The following is a 16,214-nucleotide window of genomic DNA, read 5'->3' as shown; positions in this document are numbered from 1 at the left end:
TTTTCGGGGCGATTACGCCCCGTAAACCTTGGCCCAACGCGCGATCAGTTGATGTTGTAAAATACGGCTGCCCCGCGCCCAAGATTTTGCCCCCGGTGCGCGATCCGTCTGATCCTTGGCAATGGCGGCGCGTTTACGTTGATCGGCGGTGAAAATCGCAAATGCCAATTGCCGCCCATTGGGGCATTCCACATATCCCGCCAATGCCGATGTGAAATTCAACGTTCCTGTCTTGGCCACCACGGATACGCCGGCAATCGGTGCTGCTTTCCAATTGGCATCGCGCAAACCAACGGTTTTCAACAATCCGCGCAGCGGCCCGTTCCAGCCATCACGGCGTAGCAATAACCCCATATCGCGCGCGCTGATCCGTGATCCATCGCCCAGCCCCGAATGATCGACAAATTTCGCACCCTTCACCTTGTAGGTTTTTGCCAACCAACTGCTCATCTCTTTGCCAGATGCGGCCAGTGATTTTCCCGAAACCTTGCGCCGTTTGCTGGCTGTCAGGCCAACAACCTCTGCAGTAAGGTTATTGGAAAATTTCAACATGTCACGGGTGATCGTGGCCAAGCTATCACTATTATATTGTGCCAAAACCACACCACGCGGATTGGCGCGTGCGGTTGTGGGATGGGGCAATGTCACGCCCAGTTCCTGTGCGATGGCGCGAAATGTTTCACCCGCATAATTCGCCGGCGCACGCACAGGCAACCAACGGTTACCACCACTGCCCAGCGCCCCTGATGCCACTGTCCAATGATCCGCACCATTGACAGAACGATATGCATAAACGGGAAATTTACGCGCCGCTGTATTCAATTTAATGCCCGACACGCGTGGTGCATATTTGCGCCCTTTTGCGGTCAGGCTGGTTTCATGCCCAGCGCCATTGCGTTTCCATTCAAAAAACACGCGATTGAAATTCAAATTCAATCCTGAAACAGAGGCGTTGTACCCCACATGTTCCAATTGATCCGTATCAATCACCCGCTGATAGGGCAATGCGGTTGAATGCACCTGAAATTTGCCCGCAACAGTGCGAATACCCTTTGCGACAAGCCGCTCTGCCATCGCGCCCAGCGCATCCGTATCCAACAATGGATCACCGCCACCCATCAGGGTTAAATCACCTTGCAACACACCGTTCACCACCTTGCCCGATCCAACAAGACGCGTCACATAATGAAAATCACTGCCCAAATTGCGCAACCCATATAATGTGGTGGCAATCTTGGTCACACTGGCGGGGGGCAAAGATTTGCCCGCGTTCACTTGTTCCAACACACGCCCTGTGGCCACATCCATCACCACGATAGATTGATCGCCAGATACGGCATATTTCGCCATGATCTGTGACAGGCTGGGGATTGGCACAACCACACGTTTCGCACCCGTTGGTGCAACCTGTGTTTGGGCAATCGCAACGCTCGAAGTACAAGCGGCAAGGCTGGCTAAAAATAACCGGCGAGAAAGACGGGAATGGTTCAAATCACTACGCATGGGCATATCTTAGATCAAGAATGCTTCAGGGCAAGTCACTTATCGTTGCCATTCCCCGCGTGCGCGGATTTCTGTGCTGGACATATTCACCATTGGCCCAGTGAGCAGGGTCCAACATGGGGCCGCGCGATAAGGCAGCGCATTTGAACGCCGCGCCTTCAGACGATAATCACGAAAACGGCGCGCCGCGGGCGAACATCCCGCGGCCAGTTGATCACCCGGGCGTGCCAAAACGCCAATGGGCATCATATGCATGATTTCATCCCAACGATCCCAGCGATGAAACGTCGCCAGATTATCCGCACCCATCAACCACACAAACCGCACACCCAAATAACGTTTCTGAATTTCTTGCAAAGTTTGCGCGGTGTATCGCGTGTTAAACCGCCGCTCTAAATCGGTGATGACAATACGCGGGTGATTATCCACCAACTGTTCACAGGCCAAAACGCGACGATCAATATCGGCGGGACCCTCTGATTTTAACGGATTGCCGGGGCTGACCAGCCACCAAACCTGATCCAACCCAAATTCTTTGAGCGCCCATTTGGAAATATGCAAATGCCCCGCATGGGGTGGATCAAACGAACCACCCAACAATCCCACACGCAGACCAGCAGTGGCAATCGGCATCCCGCGCATGTGTTTTTCCTGTGCAATTCAAACTTATAACAGGTGTAAAGAAGTTTTGGGGATCATCCAAGGTGAAAAGCAATGCACAGGAACGCGATTATAAATCCCAACGGTGCCCCGTGGCCTGTTCGGATACATCCCACAATTTTGAAATCACCGCCTTATCATATGCATATGGGTGCAATGTGCCCTGCCCCACTGGCCCAACAAATTCCATCCGCCCTGTTGGGCCATAAAATGCACGCTGTTCCAAATTATTATTGGTGGCGCACATCACTTCTGGATATGCACCTTTTTCTGCGGTTTGCACCATTGGAGATTTGCTCATCAACCACCAAACGGCACGCATGTGCCAACCACCACTTGTGCTAATCAACGACGTGGCAGACGAACCTGGATGGCAAACATATACCTCTACATTTTTGCCAGCGGCCTTTACCCGATCTTGGAGTTCATAGGCAAACATCATCTGCGCCAGTTTACTTTGGCTATAGACCGGATTGGGGCTATAATTTTTATCCCAATTCATATCGTCAAATTGAATGGTGCGTATGCCCATTTTATACCCAAGGCTGGCAACCACCACGATACGCCCCTTGGATTCATCAATGCGATCAAACAATTTGCCGCATAAAACAAAATGTCCGTAATGGTTTGTGCCAAGCTGGCTTTCAAATCCATCAACAGTTAGTTTTTGCGTTGGCACCTGCGCAATCGCACCATTACAGATCAGCGCATCAATTTTCGGCGTCGTTTTCAAAATCGCATCCGCGGCGCGGCGCACACTGACCAAATCGGCCAGATCCGTTTGGATAAACCGCACCTTTGCGCCTGCTCCAAATTCTTGCTTCAACGCATCAATCGCCGCGTTTGATTTTTCAACACTCCGGTTCAGCATCACAACCTCTGCCCCATTGGCAAGAAATATCTTTGATGCTTCGAAACCCGTGCCAGAATTGGCACCCGTAATCAGATAGGTTTTCCCGCTCAAGTCGCTGAGTTTCTCTGGGGTCCAGCCCTTGAGGCCATATTGATAGTCTGCCATTTTAATAATCCTTTTCACGCAGGTTCATCGGCCCGCAATATCATTTCGTCTGATTTGTTAAATAATGAACTTACATTGCATAAAATAGGCGATATTGTTGCAAATACTTGCCTATTTGTATCAAACCTGTTGCCAGCGCACATATTGCGCATTAGCGTTACCGCATGTCAAAAATGCAAATAAAACAATTCATCGAAACCCGTGCAGATGCTGATGGTCTTATTGATATCGGCTTGAATTCCGTACAAATTTTTCGTGCAACCGCTGCTGTGCCTTGTGATCATGCGGTCTTTGAACCCTGCGTGATTGCCATCGTTCAGGGCGCGAAAGAGGCCATATTTGATGGCCGGCGATATATTTATGACGATCAAAAATATATGTGCTGTCCTATGTCCATGCCGCTTCGCGCTGGCGCTCCTGATGTTTCACCTCAAAAACCGCTCTTTGGGGTTTATATTTCGCTTGATCAACGGGTAATGACGGAATTGGCGATCGAAATGGAAAATGCCGGTGGTTCGCTACCCACTGGAAATAATACACGCGAACAGGGCATTCGCCTTGCGCAATGGGATGATGATTTTTCGGATGCATTGTTGCGCATATTGCAATTGTCAGATCGCCCAACCGATATTGCCGTGCTTGCTGAATCGCGATTGCGCGAACTTTATTATGCCATTCTCAAAGGCGACGCAGGCATCTTTGCACGCCGCGCATTTGGTGTGGGCAACGCCATTGCGCGATCCATTGCGCATATGACATCCAATCTGAATGAAACGGTTTCGATTGATGACATGGCCGATCGCGCTGGGCTGAGCCGTGCGGTTTTTCATCGCAAATTCAAACAGGCCACTTCCATGTCACCCATACAGTATATGAAATCGATGCGTCTCAATAATGCTGCGATGAAAATTGCCACTGGTACAACGGTGAGTGAGGCCGCAATGGACGTTGGCTATATCAGCGCATCCCAATTCAGCCGTGAATTTAAACGCATGTATGGCCTATCCCCCAGACAATGGGGTGATATGCAACATGATGCGCCCCGCATAAACTGATGCCGGTTTATGCCGCTGCCTCTGCGCGTTTCATCTTTTGATGTTCATCTTCGATCAAGCCGATTTTCCAATATCCGCTGATATACACATCTTCGCGGGGTAATTTGATCTCGTTTGCCAAAAATCCGCGCAGCGATTTGATCACGCCGCTTTCACCCGCGATACAGGTTTGACATGTGCCCGTTGGCCAATCCATCGCACGAATGAAATCTTCTTGGGCACTCGATGCATGATGCGGGTTTTCATGTACCAACCAATGAATATCAACACCCTTTGGCGCATTAATATCCTGTTTATCTTCGGGCGATGTGATTTCAAAAATAGCCACACCTTTGGCATCGCGCGGCATGGTTTCCAATACCGCGCCTGCCACTGGTAACGCCGACATATCCGCCGCCACCAAATACCAATCTGCGTAAAATTCATTAAGTTTTAGCGCACTTGGCCCACGAAACCCCAGAAAATCCCCTGCCTTTGCATTGCATGCCCATGCGCTCGCTGGGCCTTCATCGCCGTGATCGACAAAATCAATGTCCATTTCCAATTGATCAGCCCGATAGGCACGCACCGTATATGTGCGCACAGTTGGGCGCCCATTTTCCAACTCATGTGCAAAATCTTCGCGGCTCTGCCCATCGGCGGGCATGAAAATCTTGCAATTTGCACCGGCGCAATTTTCTGCAATACCCGCTAATTCAGGCCCCTGAAACGTCACACGGATCATATTTGGGGTCAGATGATACACCGATTTCACAGTCAACAAACGAGGGCCTGGGCGTTGAGGTTTTGTCATGATTTGCGGGCTTTCTGTCGTAAAATTTAATCCCTAGTATTTTAGTTGGTTATAAATGTCCACATCAAAGCGCGAAAATCACGCCCTGCCATTGAAACAGGTCTGCCAACCCGCTAAACCGCAATGAAACATTTCAATCTTGGAGCATCCAACATGGCATCTTATCAATATGTGTATCACATGGACGGCGTGTCCAAAACCTATCCCGGTGGCAAAAAATGCTTTGAAAATGTGCGCCTGTCATTCCTGCCCGGTGTGAAAATCGGTGTGGTCGGTGTGAACGGCACGGGTAAATCCACATTGATGCGCATCATGGCAGGGATTGATAAGGATTTCACTGGCGAAGCATGGGCGGCCGAGGGTGCGCGCGTGGGCTACCTGCCCCAAGAACCACAATTGGATGAAACGCTGAATGTGCGTGAAAACGTGATGTTGGCGGTGGCCGAGCAAAAGGGCATTTTGGATAAATACAACGAACTGGCGATGAATTATTCCGAAGAAACCGCCGATGAAATGGCAAAGCTTCAGGATGAAATCGACGCGCTGGATCTGTGGAACCTTGACGCTAGCATCGATATCGCGATGGAGGCATTGCGCTGCCCCGCTGATGATGCGGATGTGTCCAAGCTTTCTGGTGGTGAAAAACGCCGCGTGGCCTTGTGCAAATTGCTCTTGGAAAAACCAGATATGTTGCTGCTCGACGAACCGACTAACCATCTGGATGCGGAAACAATCGCGTGGCTGCAAAACCATTTGATTGATTACAAAGGCACGATTTTGATCGTCACCCACGATCGTTATTTCCTTGATGACATCACATCATGGATTTTGGAATTGGATCGCGGGCGCGGCATTCCATATGAGGGCAACTATTCCAGCTGGCTGGAACAAAAGGCCAAGCGCATGGAACAAGAGGCACGCGAAGACAAATCCAAACAAAAAACGCTGGAACGCGAATTGGAATGGATGCGTCAGGGGCAAAAAGCACGCCAAGCCAAACAAAAGGCACGGATCAACGCCTATAACGAATTGGCCGAACAATCCGAACGGGACAAGGTCGGGCGTGCACAAATCATCATCCCTAACGGCCCCCGTCTGGGTTCCAAGGTGATCGAGGTTGAAAACCTGTCCAAAGCTTATGGCGATAATCTGTTGATCGATAATCTGTCATTCTCGCTCCCCCCTGGTGGTATCGTTGGCGTGATTGGCCCCAATGGCGCGGGTAAATCCACGCTGTTTCGTATGCTCACAGGCCAAGAAACACCCGACAGTGGCACATTGGAATTTGGCGACACGGTGAAACTATCCTATGTCGATCAATCGCGTGATGCGCTGGATGACAAGAAAACCGTCTGGGATGAAATTTCGGGTGGTTCCGACATCATCAAACTGGGCGATGCAGAGGTAAACTCTCGCGCTTATTGTTCGTCATTCAATTTCAAAGGCGGCGATCAACAAAAACCGCTTGGCCTGTTATCAGGTGGTGAACGCAACCGCGTGCATATGGCAAAATTGCTCAAGGATGGCGGCAATGTTTTGCTGCTCGACGAACCGACAAACGATCTGGATGTTGAAACATTGCGTGCACTAGAAGACGCGCTCACAGATTTCGCAGGCTGCGCCGTGGTCATTTCCCACGATCGCTTTTTCCTCGATCGGATCTGTACCCACATGCTCGCGTTTGAAGGCAACAGCCATGTCGAATGGTTCGAAGGCAACTTTGAAGATTACGAAGAAGACAAAAAACGCCGCCTAGGCCCCGATGCGCTGGAACCAAAGCGTGTGAAATATAAGAAGTTTACGCGGTAAAGTTGCATATCTGGTTAATTCAACTAAAAATAGAGTAGTTTTGTTAATATACTGGATTTTACCAATGAACTTAAATGAACTCGTGGAATATATTAAAAAAAGTGAGCAACACAAGTACTTATATCATTTCACTGACGCAAGGAATATAGATAGCATCAAACAACACGGATTGCTTTCCAAGCAAGAATTAGAGAGCAGGAAAGTGGTGCCCAAAGCATTTGGTGGAAACGATTTAAGCCATGATCTTGACCGCGAACAAGGCCTTTATGACTACGTTAATTTATGTTTTACCAGAAATCACCCCATGGCGTACATCGCACAGAAAGATGGTCGGCTTGAAAATATCCGTTATCTGGGTATTTGCCCAAGCATAATTCTAGAGCCTGAAACAAAATTAACCTTAAATATCGCAAATATACCCGAAGAGCCGTGTCTCGACTTCGCGGAACACCTAATGGATTTGGATTTAGACGTGATTTATACCAGAACAAAATGGACAGATCCCAAAGTACATGCAAGGCTCATCGCAGCGGAGAGATGTGAAATCCTTGTGCCGAAATTTGTCCCAAAAAAATTCATTAAGGTATTGTACTAGTGGCCGTACGCCCAATATTTGTTCCGCTGGAAGGACGCCAAGCGCACACTAAGAGTGATTTTAAAAGTGGCCGTTTGGTCGAAACCGTTGATATTAACGTTAAGTGGCACGGCGGTTTTGCGGTCTCGCAAAAGCAAAAAAATATTGCAGAAATTCATCGCAAAGCCGCAGAAATGGGGATTTCGCCGATTTTAGAAATTTCCACTAAATCCGAGCAAGAAGTTGGACGAAGACTGTCGGCCTTTAATCTTAAAATCGAAGTACACGGCGATATGAAACCGTTGGAAAGTGTCTATCAAAGCTCCAAAGTTTTCTCGATATCTGGTCAGCACGAATTTTTGATGGATACTGACCCTTTTCAAGCAAAGCGTGAAATCCGAAACTTGGGTAAGGGCGAAATCATAGCTTTCAATTTTATGGGCAAAGATTTCCCAACAACTCCGCTTAATGCATTTTATGACTGGCTTTATATCCGTGCCATTGCTCCTCATGAAACTTGGGTACGACAAAACATGAAATATGCGGCATATTCAGATGTTGAGTTTACACCGAGTAAATCTATAAATTGCCAAGCTAGAGCCGTCGCAGAATTTCACGCATTATCTATGCGTGGTGAGGCGGTGAAGTGTGCCGAAAACTTTGATAGTTTCAGAACACTTTTACAGTGGTCACAAAAAGATGATGATCATTTATAATTCCTCTCCTCCCGTCGCGCCTTCATCCTTGCTTCCATTTCCAGCTCTGCGATTGTTTTTTGGCGATAGCCGTTCATCAATTCGTCAATGCTCAACCCTTCTTCGCGGATGTGCAATGTATTGGCCAGCCGTCCCATCACGAAACAGCGTAACACAGCGTTGATTTGTGTTGTGTAATGAGGGCCAAGGGCGCGGAAATATTTGATCACATCGGCGTCCATGCGGATGCTGATCTTTTCTTTCTTGGGTGGGACGGGTGCGTTGATATCAATCTCGTCCCATTCAGGGGGCAATGCCCCGCGCATGTTCCAGATTAAAAAGTGGCTTTGTAAATCCAGCGCGCTGTCCATGAATTGGGTCAAGGCGCGTTTTTGTTTCTGTGCATTTGTCGTCATGGCAAACAGATTGCCAGACGGATGTTTACATATTGCCAAGCATTCGCGCGGCGCATTTACCCGCGCTTAACCCGCCCGCCACATGTCGCACGTTTGTCCGCCATGTGTCCCACGTCTGTCACACGGGTGTTTTATTCAATTCGGCCAGCAATGCGGGCAGCTCTGAAATATGTTTCAAGCGGCGGTATTTTGGTGCATCCACGGGTTCATCCGCGCTCTCCAATTGCCATGTGACGGTGTGGGGTAAATACACGCCCCAGCCCCCTGCATCAATCGCGGGAACCACATCGGATTTCATCGAATTCCCGATCATCAAACACTGTTCTGGCGCCACATCAAACCCATCAAAAATCTCGGTATATTTTGGCGCGTCTTTTTCGATCACCACATGGATTTCATCAAAATATTCGCGCAGGTTTGAACGATCCAATTTATGGTTTTGATCCACCAAATCACCCTTGGTAATCACCACCAATTTATAGGATTTGCGCAAACTGGTTAAAACATCAACCAACCCTTCTGGCATTTCCATCGGATGGCGCAAAATGGCGCGCCCTGCATCCATAACCCGCGCGATTTCCTCGGCACTAATTTGATAATCCGAAATCTTTAACGCTGCCTCAATCAACGACAGGGTATAGCTTTTCACACCATAGCCAAGCGTGGGAACATTGGCGCGCTCAACACCCAATAAAATGTCGGCGATATCCTCGTTCGGTGCGTATTTTGCCAACACATCCGCCAACACAAATTCCGCCGCGATGAAAAATTTTCCCTCTTCCCAAAGCGTGTCATCTGCATCGAAACAAACATGTGTTATCATTGGTCTTTCCTATTCAATTGCAATGCGTGGTCGCCCGCTTGCAGTGACGGTTATTTGTGCTGAAACAAACACTTGCCGGTTTTCTACATCAGCAGTTTGAATGTCTTGTGACACTTGAATGCGCACATCCTGTGCGCCTGCTGCAACCGCCGCTGATTGGGCGCGTGTTTTCAATTCCTGTTCCAGCGTTGCGATTGCCTTGGACTGATCATCGAACATCTGTGGACCATGATCAAGGAATGCTTGATAACGCCCCTCGCCCGCGCTGTTTACCTCGCCCATTTCACGCATGGTGATCTGCCCCACCACCGCGCCAATGGCATTGGCCACACCACCATGTTCGGGCAAAATTGTCGTGGTGTGCAACCGATCGCCAACCGCGCCGTAATACGCCCGCGCCGATGCGCCCAGCCCGATGATGGGCAGGTTCAAATCCGCCTTTATCGCCACGACATTACGATGATTATTCAGCCCAGATTTCATCAACACATGACGCGCCAATTCACGCGGGGTGCCGTTGATATCTGGCTCTTCTGCGAATGCCGCTTCCAGTAATGCTTCGCAGGTTTGTTCGGTCAATTGATCAATGATTTTTTGGGCAAGCGTGGATGCATCATTTGCCACACGCACACCCGCACCCGTGCGCTGTCCTGCAAATAATGTCAGCGCCTTTTGCGCCGCCTCTTGATCCCATGCATCAAGGCGCCCCAATACATGGCTCGCATCCGATGGGGTGATCGCAGATACGATCACATGGCCACGCGAAATCAGCCGATCCAGCACCCCCAATTCCACCCGCGTTTGCAACACATCTCCCAGCGGTTTTGGCGTATCCCCAACACGATCCAACAGCCGTACTTGGCGTGGCTCCAAGCCCGCGCGAGACAGGCTATTACCTTGAATCGGAACGATAAATCGCGCGGCAAATTCGCCTACGCGATTTTCGTTTAATTGACGATCCAAGGTTGTGTGAACCAAGTCGGACCAATCCATCGCCAACAATGAAATCGGCATCACACGGCGCGGGCCAAGTTGCAATCCACCCGCCAATCCATCCTTGTCGATATGAACCTCTGAATCCCCGCCAAGCCCGGTTGTGCGCATGGCAACCGCTTCGACCATTGTGCGCAAACCGCCGACACTGGCGCCATCAGGATCAATCATCGGGCGCCCATCGCGCAGCAATGCGATATCCGTGGTCGTGCCACCAATATCAGACACCAGCGCATCACTTGCATCGGTCAACCAGCGTGCACCAACGATGGATGCGGCGGGTCCAGACAGGATGGTTTCAATCGGCTTTTCACGCGCTTGATCCGCGCTGATCAATGCGCCGTCACCGCGCACAACCATCAAGGGTGCATCGATGTCTAGGTCGTTTAGCAACCCTTCTGTCGCGGCGATCAGATGATCAATCATCCCGATTAATCGCGCGTTTAAAACTGCGGTCATTGCACGTTTTGGTCCGCCCAATTTCGCGCTGAGTTCATGCGAACACGATACGGGCAAGGCCGATGTTTCACGCACAATTTCACGCGCCGCAATTTCATGTGCGGGGTTGCGTGTGGCGAATTGGCTGGCGATGGCAATGCCAGACAGATCATCCGCAACTTTGGCCAATTCGTCACGCAAATGCGCCACATCCAGCGGTGCGATTTCGCCGCCTGAATGATTGTGACCACCCGCGACATAAATCACCGGATCACCATTGAGCGCCTGCGCAAGCCCTTGTCGTGCAACGTCTTTTTCCGAAAACCCAATCAGGATCAAACCAACGCGCCCACCTTGCCCCTCGACCAGCGCGTTTGTGGCCAGTGTGGTGGACATGGACGCCATCGCAATCTGGGATTTATCCGCGCCAGATTGTTCCAAAACGGATGCAATTGCGCGTGAAATACCGACAGACAAATCATGGCGCGTGGTCAAAGATTTCGCCGATGCAATGACGGTTTCTTCGTCACGGATCAACACCGCATCGGTATAGGTTCCACCCGTATCAACACCCAACATCAACGCCATTTTACAATCCTCTTTGATTGCATCAGATGTAGCGCGTTGAACTTTTTATGTCAGTCGAAAAAAGACGTTTTTAAACCTGTTTAGGCAATATAGCGCAGCGCATTTCGCGCCAAATGCTGCAACTGTTGCGCATAGCTTTCGTCGCTGACATCAGAAATGCCCGTTAGGCCAAAAGAATTGCGCATCATCGACATGCCAATCATTGCTGCCAAAAACATGCCCACGCGCTCTTTTGCCCATGCGCTCCCGACAATGGTTTCAAGCGGTGCAACCACACGTTTTGTGAAATCCTCTTGGACCATATCGCCCACTTCTGGGTCGGTGATATTTGCGATCAACATTTGCACAACCGCCTGCCCCGTTTCATCATCACGAAGCCGCTCTATCAACACTTTGGCCACATCTGGATTGCGGGATTCAAACAACTCGGGCCAATCGTAAACATCGACCAAGGTCGCTTGAAACAGGCCCAGTTTCGATCCGAAATAACGCGACACCAACGCCACATCAACACCCACCTCTGATGTGATATCGCGCAACGATACATTGGAATAGCCGTGCGCCCAAAATTGTTTGCGTGCCACGTTTAAAATGGCTGATTTTGTTTTGTCAGATTTGCTCATGCCCCAGCATTGTCGCGATGCAATGCACATGTCAACGTGAATTGACTTAAACGTTACGCCACCCCCTTTTTCGCCCAAACCTGCGCCATTTCGCACAGTTGTGCCCACACCCGCATCAGTATTTGATCACATTGAATAAGGTGCGGAGAGACACATGACACAAAAACTGACGATCATGATCCTCGGTGGCTATGGTGTTTTTGGTGGGCGTTTGGCGCAATTATTGGCGGATACATCAATTCACATTTACATCGCAGGGCGCAATTTATCCAAGGCACAGGCTTTCTGCGCCGCCCAAACAGGCAGCGCAACTTATTCGCCCATTGGCGTTGATCGTAACGAAATTGCCGCAACACTTAATGATCTGCACCCTGATATTTTGATTGATGCCACTGGCCCATTCCAAGATTACGGCAATGATCCGTATCGGGTTTTGTCAGCATGTATTGCCGCTGGCGTAAACTATCTTGATTTTGCCGATGGTTCCGATTTTGTCTTTGGCACGTCGCAATTTGACGCGGCCGCCAAGGATGCAGGTATTTTCATGCTCTCTGGCGTGAGCAGCTTTCCCGTTTTAACCGCCGCCGTGATCCGCGAAATGGAAAACACGATGGTGGTGCAACAGGTTACGGGTGGCATTGCGCCATCGCCCTATGCAGGGATCGGGTTAAACGTGATGCGCGCCGTTGTTGGCTATGCGGGTGGTGATGTAAAATTGACCCGTGGCGGTGTTGAAACCAGCGCAATCGGGCTTGGCGAAAGCAAATATTTCACCGTGGCACCCCCTGGTGAATTACCGCTGCGCAATTTGCGATTTTCACTGGTTGATGTCCCCGATCTACAGGTCATCCCACGCGCCCATCCCGATATCACCGACATTTGGATGGGGGCAGGCCCCGTGCCCGAAATTTTGCATCGTATTTTGAACCTATTGGCAAAGGCGCGAGCAAAATTCAAATTGCCTGCCTTCACACGATTTTCACCGCTATTTTATTGGGTTTTGAACCGTATGAAGTTTGGCGAACATCGTGGCGGCATGTTCGTGCGCGGCGTTGGAACACGCAACGGCCAACCCCATGAAATGTCGTGGCATTTATTGGCAGAGGGCGATGATGGCCCCTTCATCCCATCCATGGCGATCGAGGTGATTTTGCGCAAGGTTTTGCGTGGGGAACGCCCCGAAAATGGTGCGCGTCCGGCCACAAATGCATTGTCACTCGCTGATTATGATATGGCGTTTAATAATCGCACAATTATCACGGGCTGGCGTGAAAGCATTACCAGTGACGCCCCGATTTATCGCCAAATTTTAGGCGCGGCCTTTGATACCCTGCCAAAACCCGTTCAGGATTTGCACAATGATACCCGCCCGCGCCGCTGGTCGGGGAATGCCACTGGCGAACATGGAAAATCCCGTCTGGCACGCGCCATCGCACGATTGATCGGATTTGCCACAACAGATGGTGAAATTCCTGTCAACGTCACCTTTACCCCATCAAAAAATAGCGAGCTTTGGGAGCGCGATTTCGATGGGCAAAAATTCCGCTCGACCCAATCAATTGGTACGGGACGTGATGCGCATTTGTTAACCGAGCGCTTTGGCGCAGTCCGCGTTTCATTGGCGCTCGTTATTCGCGATGATCGGTTATATTTACAACCACGGCGCTGGACGGTGTTGGGCATTCCCATGCCAAAATTCCTGTTGCCAAGTGGGGACAGTTTTGAATCCACCCTTGATGGCAAATTTCATTTCAACGTGCGCATCGCCGCACCATTGGTGGGTTTAATCGCCGCCTATCGCGGCACTCTCACCCCTGACAAATAACGCCACGTTTCATTTGGCGTTTTGTTTGGCAACACGCTAACCTGCCCGCAAACAACCCAAGGGATTGAACCATGCTCAACACGCTGACGCTCGACATTGATGACAATATCGCATTGGTCACGTTAAACCGCCCCGACAAGAAAAACGCGATGTCATTTGAAATGATGCAGGAACTGGCCGCAACGGGCGCAGAGCTGGCGCAAACCGCGGGGTTGCGTGCGGTGATTATCCAAGGTGCGGATAACACATTTTGTTCGGGCATTGATCTGGCCAGCCTAATGTCGCTTGCGGGTGATCTGGAAGGCGTGAAAAAACGCATGATCGAAGTCCCCGAAGGTGCGCCAAATGAATTCCAAGCTCCCGCCGCCATCTGGGCCGATGTGCCCGTTCCCGTGATTGCGGTGATCGAGGGTGTGTGTTTTGGCGCGGGCGCACAGCTTGCACTTGGCGCGGATTTTCGCATCGCCGCCGAGGATGCCAAATTCGCGATTATGGAGGCCAAATGGGGTCTGATCCCCGATATGGGCATTTCCCAATCCCTGCCCCGTTTGATGCGCGCCGACCAAGCGCTTGATTTGATCATGACAGGGCGCGTTTTGGATATGAAAGAGGCGAAGAAACTGGGCCTGATCACCCATGTTGCCGCTGATCCACTCGCCGTTGCCATGGGGATGATTGATGGGTTGAAGCAACAATCCCCCGATGCATTGGCCGCGTCCAAACGGTTGGTCAATGAAACATGGGGCACCACCAAATCCGCGCTGAATACAGAGGCACGCATTCAGGCCGAAATCATCGGTGGCAAAAACCAGATGGAAAAGGTCGCAGCCCAAATGGCCAAACGCCCGCCCAAGTTCACCTAAGCCCACTTGCCAGCGCCCATTGTGCGCGTTAAGGCAACATCCATGTCACAGAACCCACCAAATCTGCGCCCTGATCTGGCGCCCCGCGCACGTATTGTGGAACCAACCCGCCACGGCCAGCCGAAAATCGGCATGGTATCGCTGGGCTGTCCCAAGGCATTGGTGGATAGCGAACGCATCCTGACACGCTTGCGCGCCGAAGGTTACGCCATCAGCCCTGATTACACAGGGGCTGAGGCCGTGATCGTCAACACCTGTGGTTTCCTTGATAGCGCCAAGGCCGAAAGCCTTGATGCCATTGGCGAGGCATTGTCGGAAAACGGCAAGGTCATCGTCACCGGCTGTTTGGGTGCAGAGGAAGACTACATTCGCGGCACGCACCCATCCGTGCTCGCCGTGACGGGCCCCCATCAATATGAACAGGTGTTGGATGCGGTGCACGCCGCCGTGCCCCCCGCGCCTGATCCCTATATCGATCTGTTGCCTGCCAGCGGTGTGTCACTGACCCCGCGCCATTACAGTTATCTCAAAATTTCAGAGGGTTGTAATCACAAATGCAAATTTTGCATCATCCCCGATATGCGCGGACGGCTGCAATCACGCCCAGCGCATGCCGTGCTGCGCGAGGCGGAAAAATTGGTGGATGCAGGGGTTAAGGAATTGCTGGTCATTTCCCAAGATACCTCCGCTTACGGCGTTGATATCAAACATGCGGTTGATCGCGATCACCGTGCACATATCACCGATCTGACCCGCGATCTGGGATCGCTTGGTGCTTGGGTGCGGCTCCATTATGTTTACCCATACCCCCATGTGCGCGATCTGATCCCGATCATGGCGGATACGTCCAATAACGTGCTGCCCTATATGGACATTCCGTTTCAACACAGCCACCCTGATGTGCTCAAACGCATGGCGCGCCCTGCGAAATCATCCAACACATTGGCCGAAATCGCCGCATGGCGCGACACTTGCCCCGATATCACCCTGCGTTCGACATTTATCGTCGGCTACCCCGGTGAAACCGAGGCGGAATTTCAGCATCTGTTGGATTGGCTGGACGAGGCACAATTGGATCGCGTCGGCTGTTTTCAATATGAAAACGTCGATGGCGCACGTTCAAACGCCCTGCCCGATCATGTGGCGGATGACGTGAAACAAGACCGCTGGAATCGTTTCATGGAAAAATCCCAAGCGATATCAGAGGCGAAATTGGCCGCCAAAGTTGGCACCACCATGGATGTGATTATCGACGATATCGACGAGGACGGCATCGCCACATGCCGCACCAAAGCAGACGCACCAGAGATTGACGGCAACCTGTTTATTGATGAGCGCACGGATACGTTGAGCGTTGGGGATATTGTCAGCGTTGAGGTTGATGAAGCGAGTGAGTATGATTTGTGGGGTCGCCTTGGTTAGAAACACCAAGACCAACCGATGACATTAATAGCAACGCAGCGCCTGACCTTGGGACGGTGCGAAGCGCCTTCCCAGGGGGAAGGTCAGGCGCGGGCAACAAGTTGCCTTCAGTAGAG

15 protein-coding genes are annotated in these 16,214 nt (G+C 50.9%); 7 read left to right on the top strand and 8 right to left on the bottom strand.

Annotation, left to right across the window (positions count from 1 at the left end; genetic code table 11):
* Positions 1-12: 12 nt before the first annotated feature.
* The 3 genes from dacB to BFP76_RS06335 form a co-directional block, all read right to left on the bottom strand.
* Positions 13-1,503, bottom strand: coding sequence for a D-alanyl-D-alanine carboxypeptidase/D-alanyl-D-alanine endopeptidase (gene dacB / locus BFP76_RS06345; protein ID WP_165775672.1), 1,491 nt, complete (start codon positions 1,501-1,503; stop codon positions 13-15).
* 39 nt (positions 1,504-1,542) lie between these two features.
* The gene (locus BFP76_RS06340) at positions 1,543-2,145 is read right to left on the bottom strand and encodes a nicotinate-nucleotide adenylyltransferase (protein WP_099592336.1); all 603 of its coding nucleotides are present in this window, start codon (positions 2,143-2,145) and stop codon (positions 1,543-1,545) included.
* A gap of 88 nt (positions 2,146-2,233) precedes the next feature.
* The gene (locus BFP76_RS06335; RefSeq protein WP_099592335.1) at positions 2,234-3,181 is read right to left on the bottom strand and encodes an SDR family oxidoreductase; all 948 of its coding nucleotides are present in this window, start codon (positions 3,179-3,181) and stop codon (positions 2,234-2,236) included.
* A gap of 164 nt (positions 3,182-3,345) precedes the next feature.
* On the opposite strand from BFP76_RS06335, the gene BFP76_RS06330 reads away from it, so the two are divergent.
* Complete coding sequence (locus tag BFP76_RS06330) at positions 3,346-4,236, top strand: AraC family transcriptional regulator (RefSeq protein WP_099592334.1); 891 nt, start codon at positions 3,346-3,348, stop codon at positions 4,234-4,236.
* Between the two features lie 7 nt (positions 4,237-4,243).
* Here BFP76_RS06330 and BFP76_RS06325 read toward each other — a convergent pair whose 3' ends face one another.
* The gene (locus BFP76_RS06325; RefSeq protein ID WP_099592333.1) at positions 4,244-5,029 is read right to left on the bottom strand and encodes a siderophore-interacting protein; all 786 of its coding nucleotides are present in this window, start codon (positions 5,027-5,029) and stop codon (positions 4,244-4,246) included.
* A 153-nt stretch (positions 5,030-5,182) separates the two neighbouring features.
* Between BFP76_RS06325 and ettA the strand changes: the two genes are divergently transcribed.
* The 3 genes from ettA to BFP76_RS06310 all read left to right on the top strand — a co-directional run bounded on the left by ettA (position 5,183) and on the right by BFP76_RS06310 (position 8,128).
* On the top strand, positions 5,183-6,838 hold the full coding sequence (gene ettA, locus BFP76_RS06320) for an energy-dependent translational throttle protein EttA (protein WP_099593933.1): 1,656 nt from the start codon (positions 5,183-5,185) through the stop codon (positions 6,836-6,838).
* A 64-nt stretch (positions 6,839-6,902) separates the two neighbouring features.
* On the top strand, positions 6,903-7,433 hold the full coding sequence (locus BFP76_RS06315; protein WP_099592332.1) for a DarT ssDNA thymidine ADP-ribosyltransferase family protein: 531 nt from the start codon (positions 6,903-6,905) through the stop codon (positions 7,431-7,433).
* Complete coding sequence (locus tag BFP76_RS06310; RefSeq protein ID WP_099592331.1) at positions 7,433-8,128, top strand: DarT1-associated NADAR antitoxin family protein; 696 nt, start codon at positions 7,433-7,435, stop codon at positions 8,126-8,128. The genes BFP76_RS06315 and BFP76_RS06310 overlap by 1 nt, the downstream gene beginning before the upstream one ends.
* Here BFP76_RS06310 and BFP76_RS06305 read toward each other — a convergent pair.
* From BFP76_RS06305 to BFP76_RS06290, 4 genes are all read right to left on the bottom strand, one after another.
* Positions 8,119-8,523 (bottom strand): BrnA antitoxin family protein, encoded by a 405-nt coding sequence (locus BFP76_RS06305; RefSeq protein WP_205661383.1) that lies wholly within the window; start codon positions 8,521-8,523, stop codon positions 8,119-8,121. The two genes, BFP76_RS06310 and BFP76_RS06305, sit on opposite strands and share 10 nt — an antisense overlap.
* A gap of 118 nt (positions 8,524-8,641) precedes the next feature.
* Positions 8,642-9,346 carry an HAD family hydrolase gene (locus BFP76_RS06300; protein ID WP_099592330.1) on the bottom strand — a complete coding sequence of 235 codons (705 nt, stop codon included), beginning with the start codon at positions 9,344-9,346 and terminating at the stop codon, positions 8,642-8,644.
* 9 nt (positions 9,347-9,355) lie between these two features.
* Positions 9,356-11,365 carry a hydantoinase/oxoprolinase N-terminal domain-containing protein gene (locus tag BFP76_RS06295; RefSeq protein WP_099592329.1) on the bottom strand — a complete coding sequence of 670 codons (2,010 nt, stop codon included), beginning with the start codon at positions 11,363-11,365 and terminating at the stop codon, positions 9,356-9,358.
* 80 nt (positions 11,366-11,445) lie between these two features.
* A complete protein-coding gene (locus tag BFP76_RS06290) occupies positions 11,446-11,988 on the bottom strand; it encodes a TetR/AcrR family transcriptional regulator (RefSeq protein WP_165775671.1) in 543 nt (180 codons plus the stop codon).
* Between the two features lie 154 nt (positions 11,989-12,142).
* Here BFP76_RS06290 and BFP76_RS06285 point away from each other — a divergent pair, with 154 nt between their 5' ends.
* The 3 genes from BFP76_RS06285 (at position 12,143) to rimO (ending at position 16,098) form a co-directional block, all read left to right on the top strand.
* The gene (locus BFP76_RS06285; RefSeq protein ID WP_205661382.1) at positions 12,143-13,813 is read left to right on the top strand and encodes a saccharopine dehydrogenase family protein; all 1,671 of its coding nucleotides are present in this window, start codon (positions 12,143-12,145) and stop codon (positions 13,811-13,813) included.
* Between the two features lie 71 nt (positions 13,814-13,884).
* Complete coding sequence (locus tag BFP76_RS06280) at positions 13,885-14,676, top strand: crotonase/enoyl-CoA hydratase family protein (protein ID WP_099592327.1); 792 nt, start codon at positions 13,885-13,887, stop codon at positions 14,674-14,676.
* A 42-nt stretch (positions 14,677-14,718) separates the two neighbouring features.
* Complete coding sequence (rimO, locus tag BFP76_RS06275) at positions 14,719-16,098, top strand: 30S ribosomal protein S12 methylthiotransferase RimO (RefSeq protein ID WP_099592326.1); 1,380 nt, start codon at positions 14,719-14,721, stop codon at positions 16,096-16,098.
* The last annotated feature ends 116 nt before the right edge of the window (positions 16,099-16,214 follow it).

The organism is Paramylibacter kogurei (assembly GCF_002742285.1).
Classification (GTDB): domain Bacteria; phylum Pseudomonadota; class Alphaproteobacteria; order Rhodobacterales; family Rhodobacteraceae; genus Amylibacter; species Amylibacter kogurei.
Note: the sequence above shows the minus strand (reverse complement) of the source record. Positions and strands in the feature narration are given on the sequence as shown.

Bases quoted from the DNA above. Each gene is read 5' to 3' on its own strand.
- BFP76_RS06285 (WP_205661382.1), top strand. From the start codon at position 12,143: ATGACACAAAAACTGACGATCATGATCCTCGGTGGCTATGGTGTTTTT.
- BFP76_RS06305 (WP_205661383.1), bottom strand. From the start codon at position 8,523: ATGACGACAAATGCACAGAAACAAAAACGCGCCTTGACCCAATTCATG.
- BFP76_RS06325 (WP_099592333.1), bottom strand. From the start codon at position 5,029: ATGACAAAACCTCAACGCCCAGGCCCTCGTTTGTTGACTGTGAAATCG.
- ettA (WP_099593933.1), top strand. From the start codon at position 5,183: ATGGCATCTTATCAATATGTGTATCACATGGACGGCGTGTCCAAAACC.
- rimO (WP_099592326.1), top strand. From the start codon at position 14,719: ATGTCACAGAACCCACCAAATCTGCGCCCTGATCTGGCGCCCCGCGCA.
- BFP76_RS06340 (WP_099592336.1), bottom strand. From the start codon at position 2,145: ATGCGCGGGATGCCGATTGCCACTGCTGGTCTGCGTGTGGGATTGTTG.
- BFP76_RS06290 (WP_165775671.1), bottom strand. From the start codon at position 11,988: ATGAGCAAATCTGACAAAACAAAATCAGCCATTTTAAACGTGGCACGC.
- BFP76_RS06335 (WP_099592335.1), bottom strand. From the start codon at position 3,181: ATGGCAGACTATCAATATGGCCTCAAGGGCTGGACCCCAGAGAAACTC.
- BFP76_RS06295 (WP_099592329.1), bottom strand. From the start codon at position 11,365: ATGGCGTTGATGTTGGGTGTTGATACGGGTGGAACCTATACCGATGCG.
- dacB (WP_165775672.1), bottom strand. From the start codon at position 1,503: ATGCGTAGTGATTTGAACCATTCCCGTCTTTCTCGCCGGTTATTTTTA.
- BFP76_RS06330 (WP_099592334.1), top strand. From the start codon at position 3,346: ATGTCAAAAATGCAAATAAAACAATTCATCGAAACCCGTGCAGATGCT.
- BFP76_RS06315 (WP_099592332.1), top strand. From the start codon at position 6,903: ATGAACTTAAATGAACTCGTGGAATATATTAAAAAAAGTGAGCAACAC.
- BFP76_RS06300 (WP_099592330.1), bottom strand. From the start codon at position 9,346: ATGATAACACATGTTTGTTTCGATGCAGATGACACGCTTTGGGAAGAG.
- BFP76_RS06280 (WP_099592327.1), top strand. From the start codon at position 13,885: ATGCTCAACACGCTGACGCTCGACATTGATGACAATATCGCATTGGTC.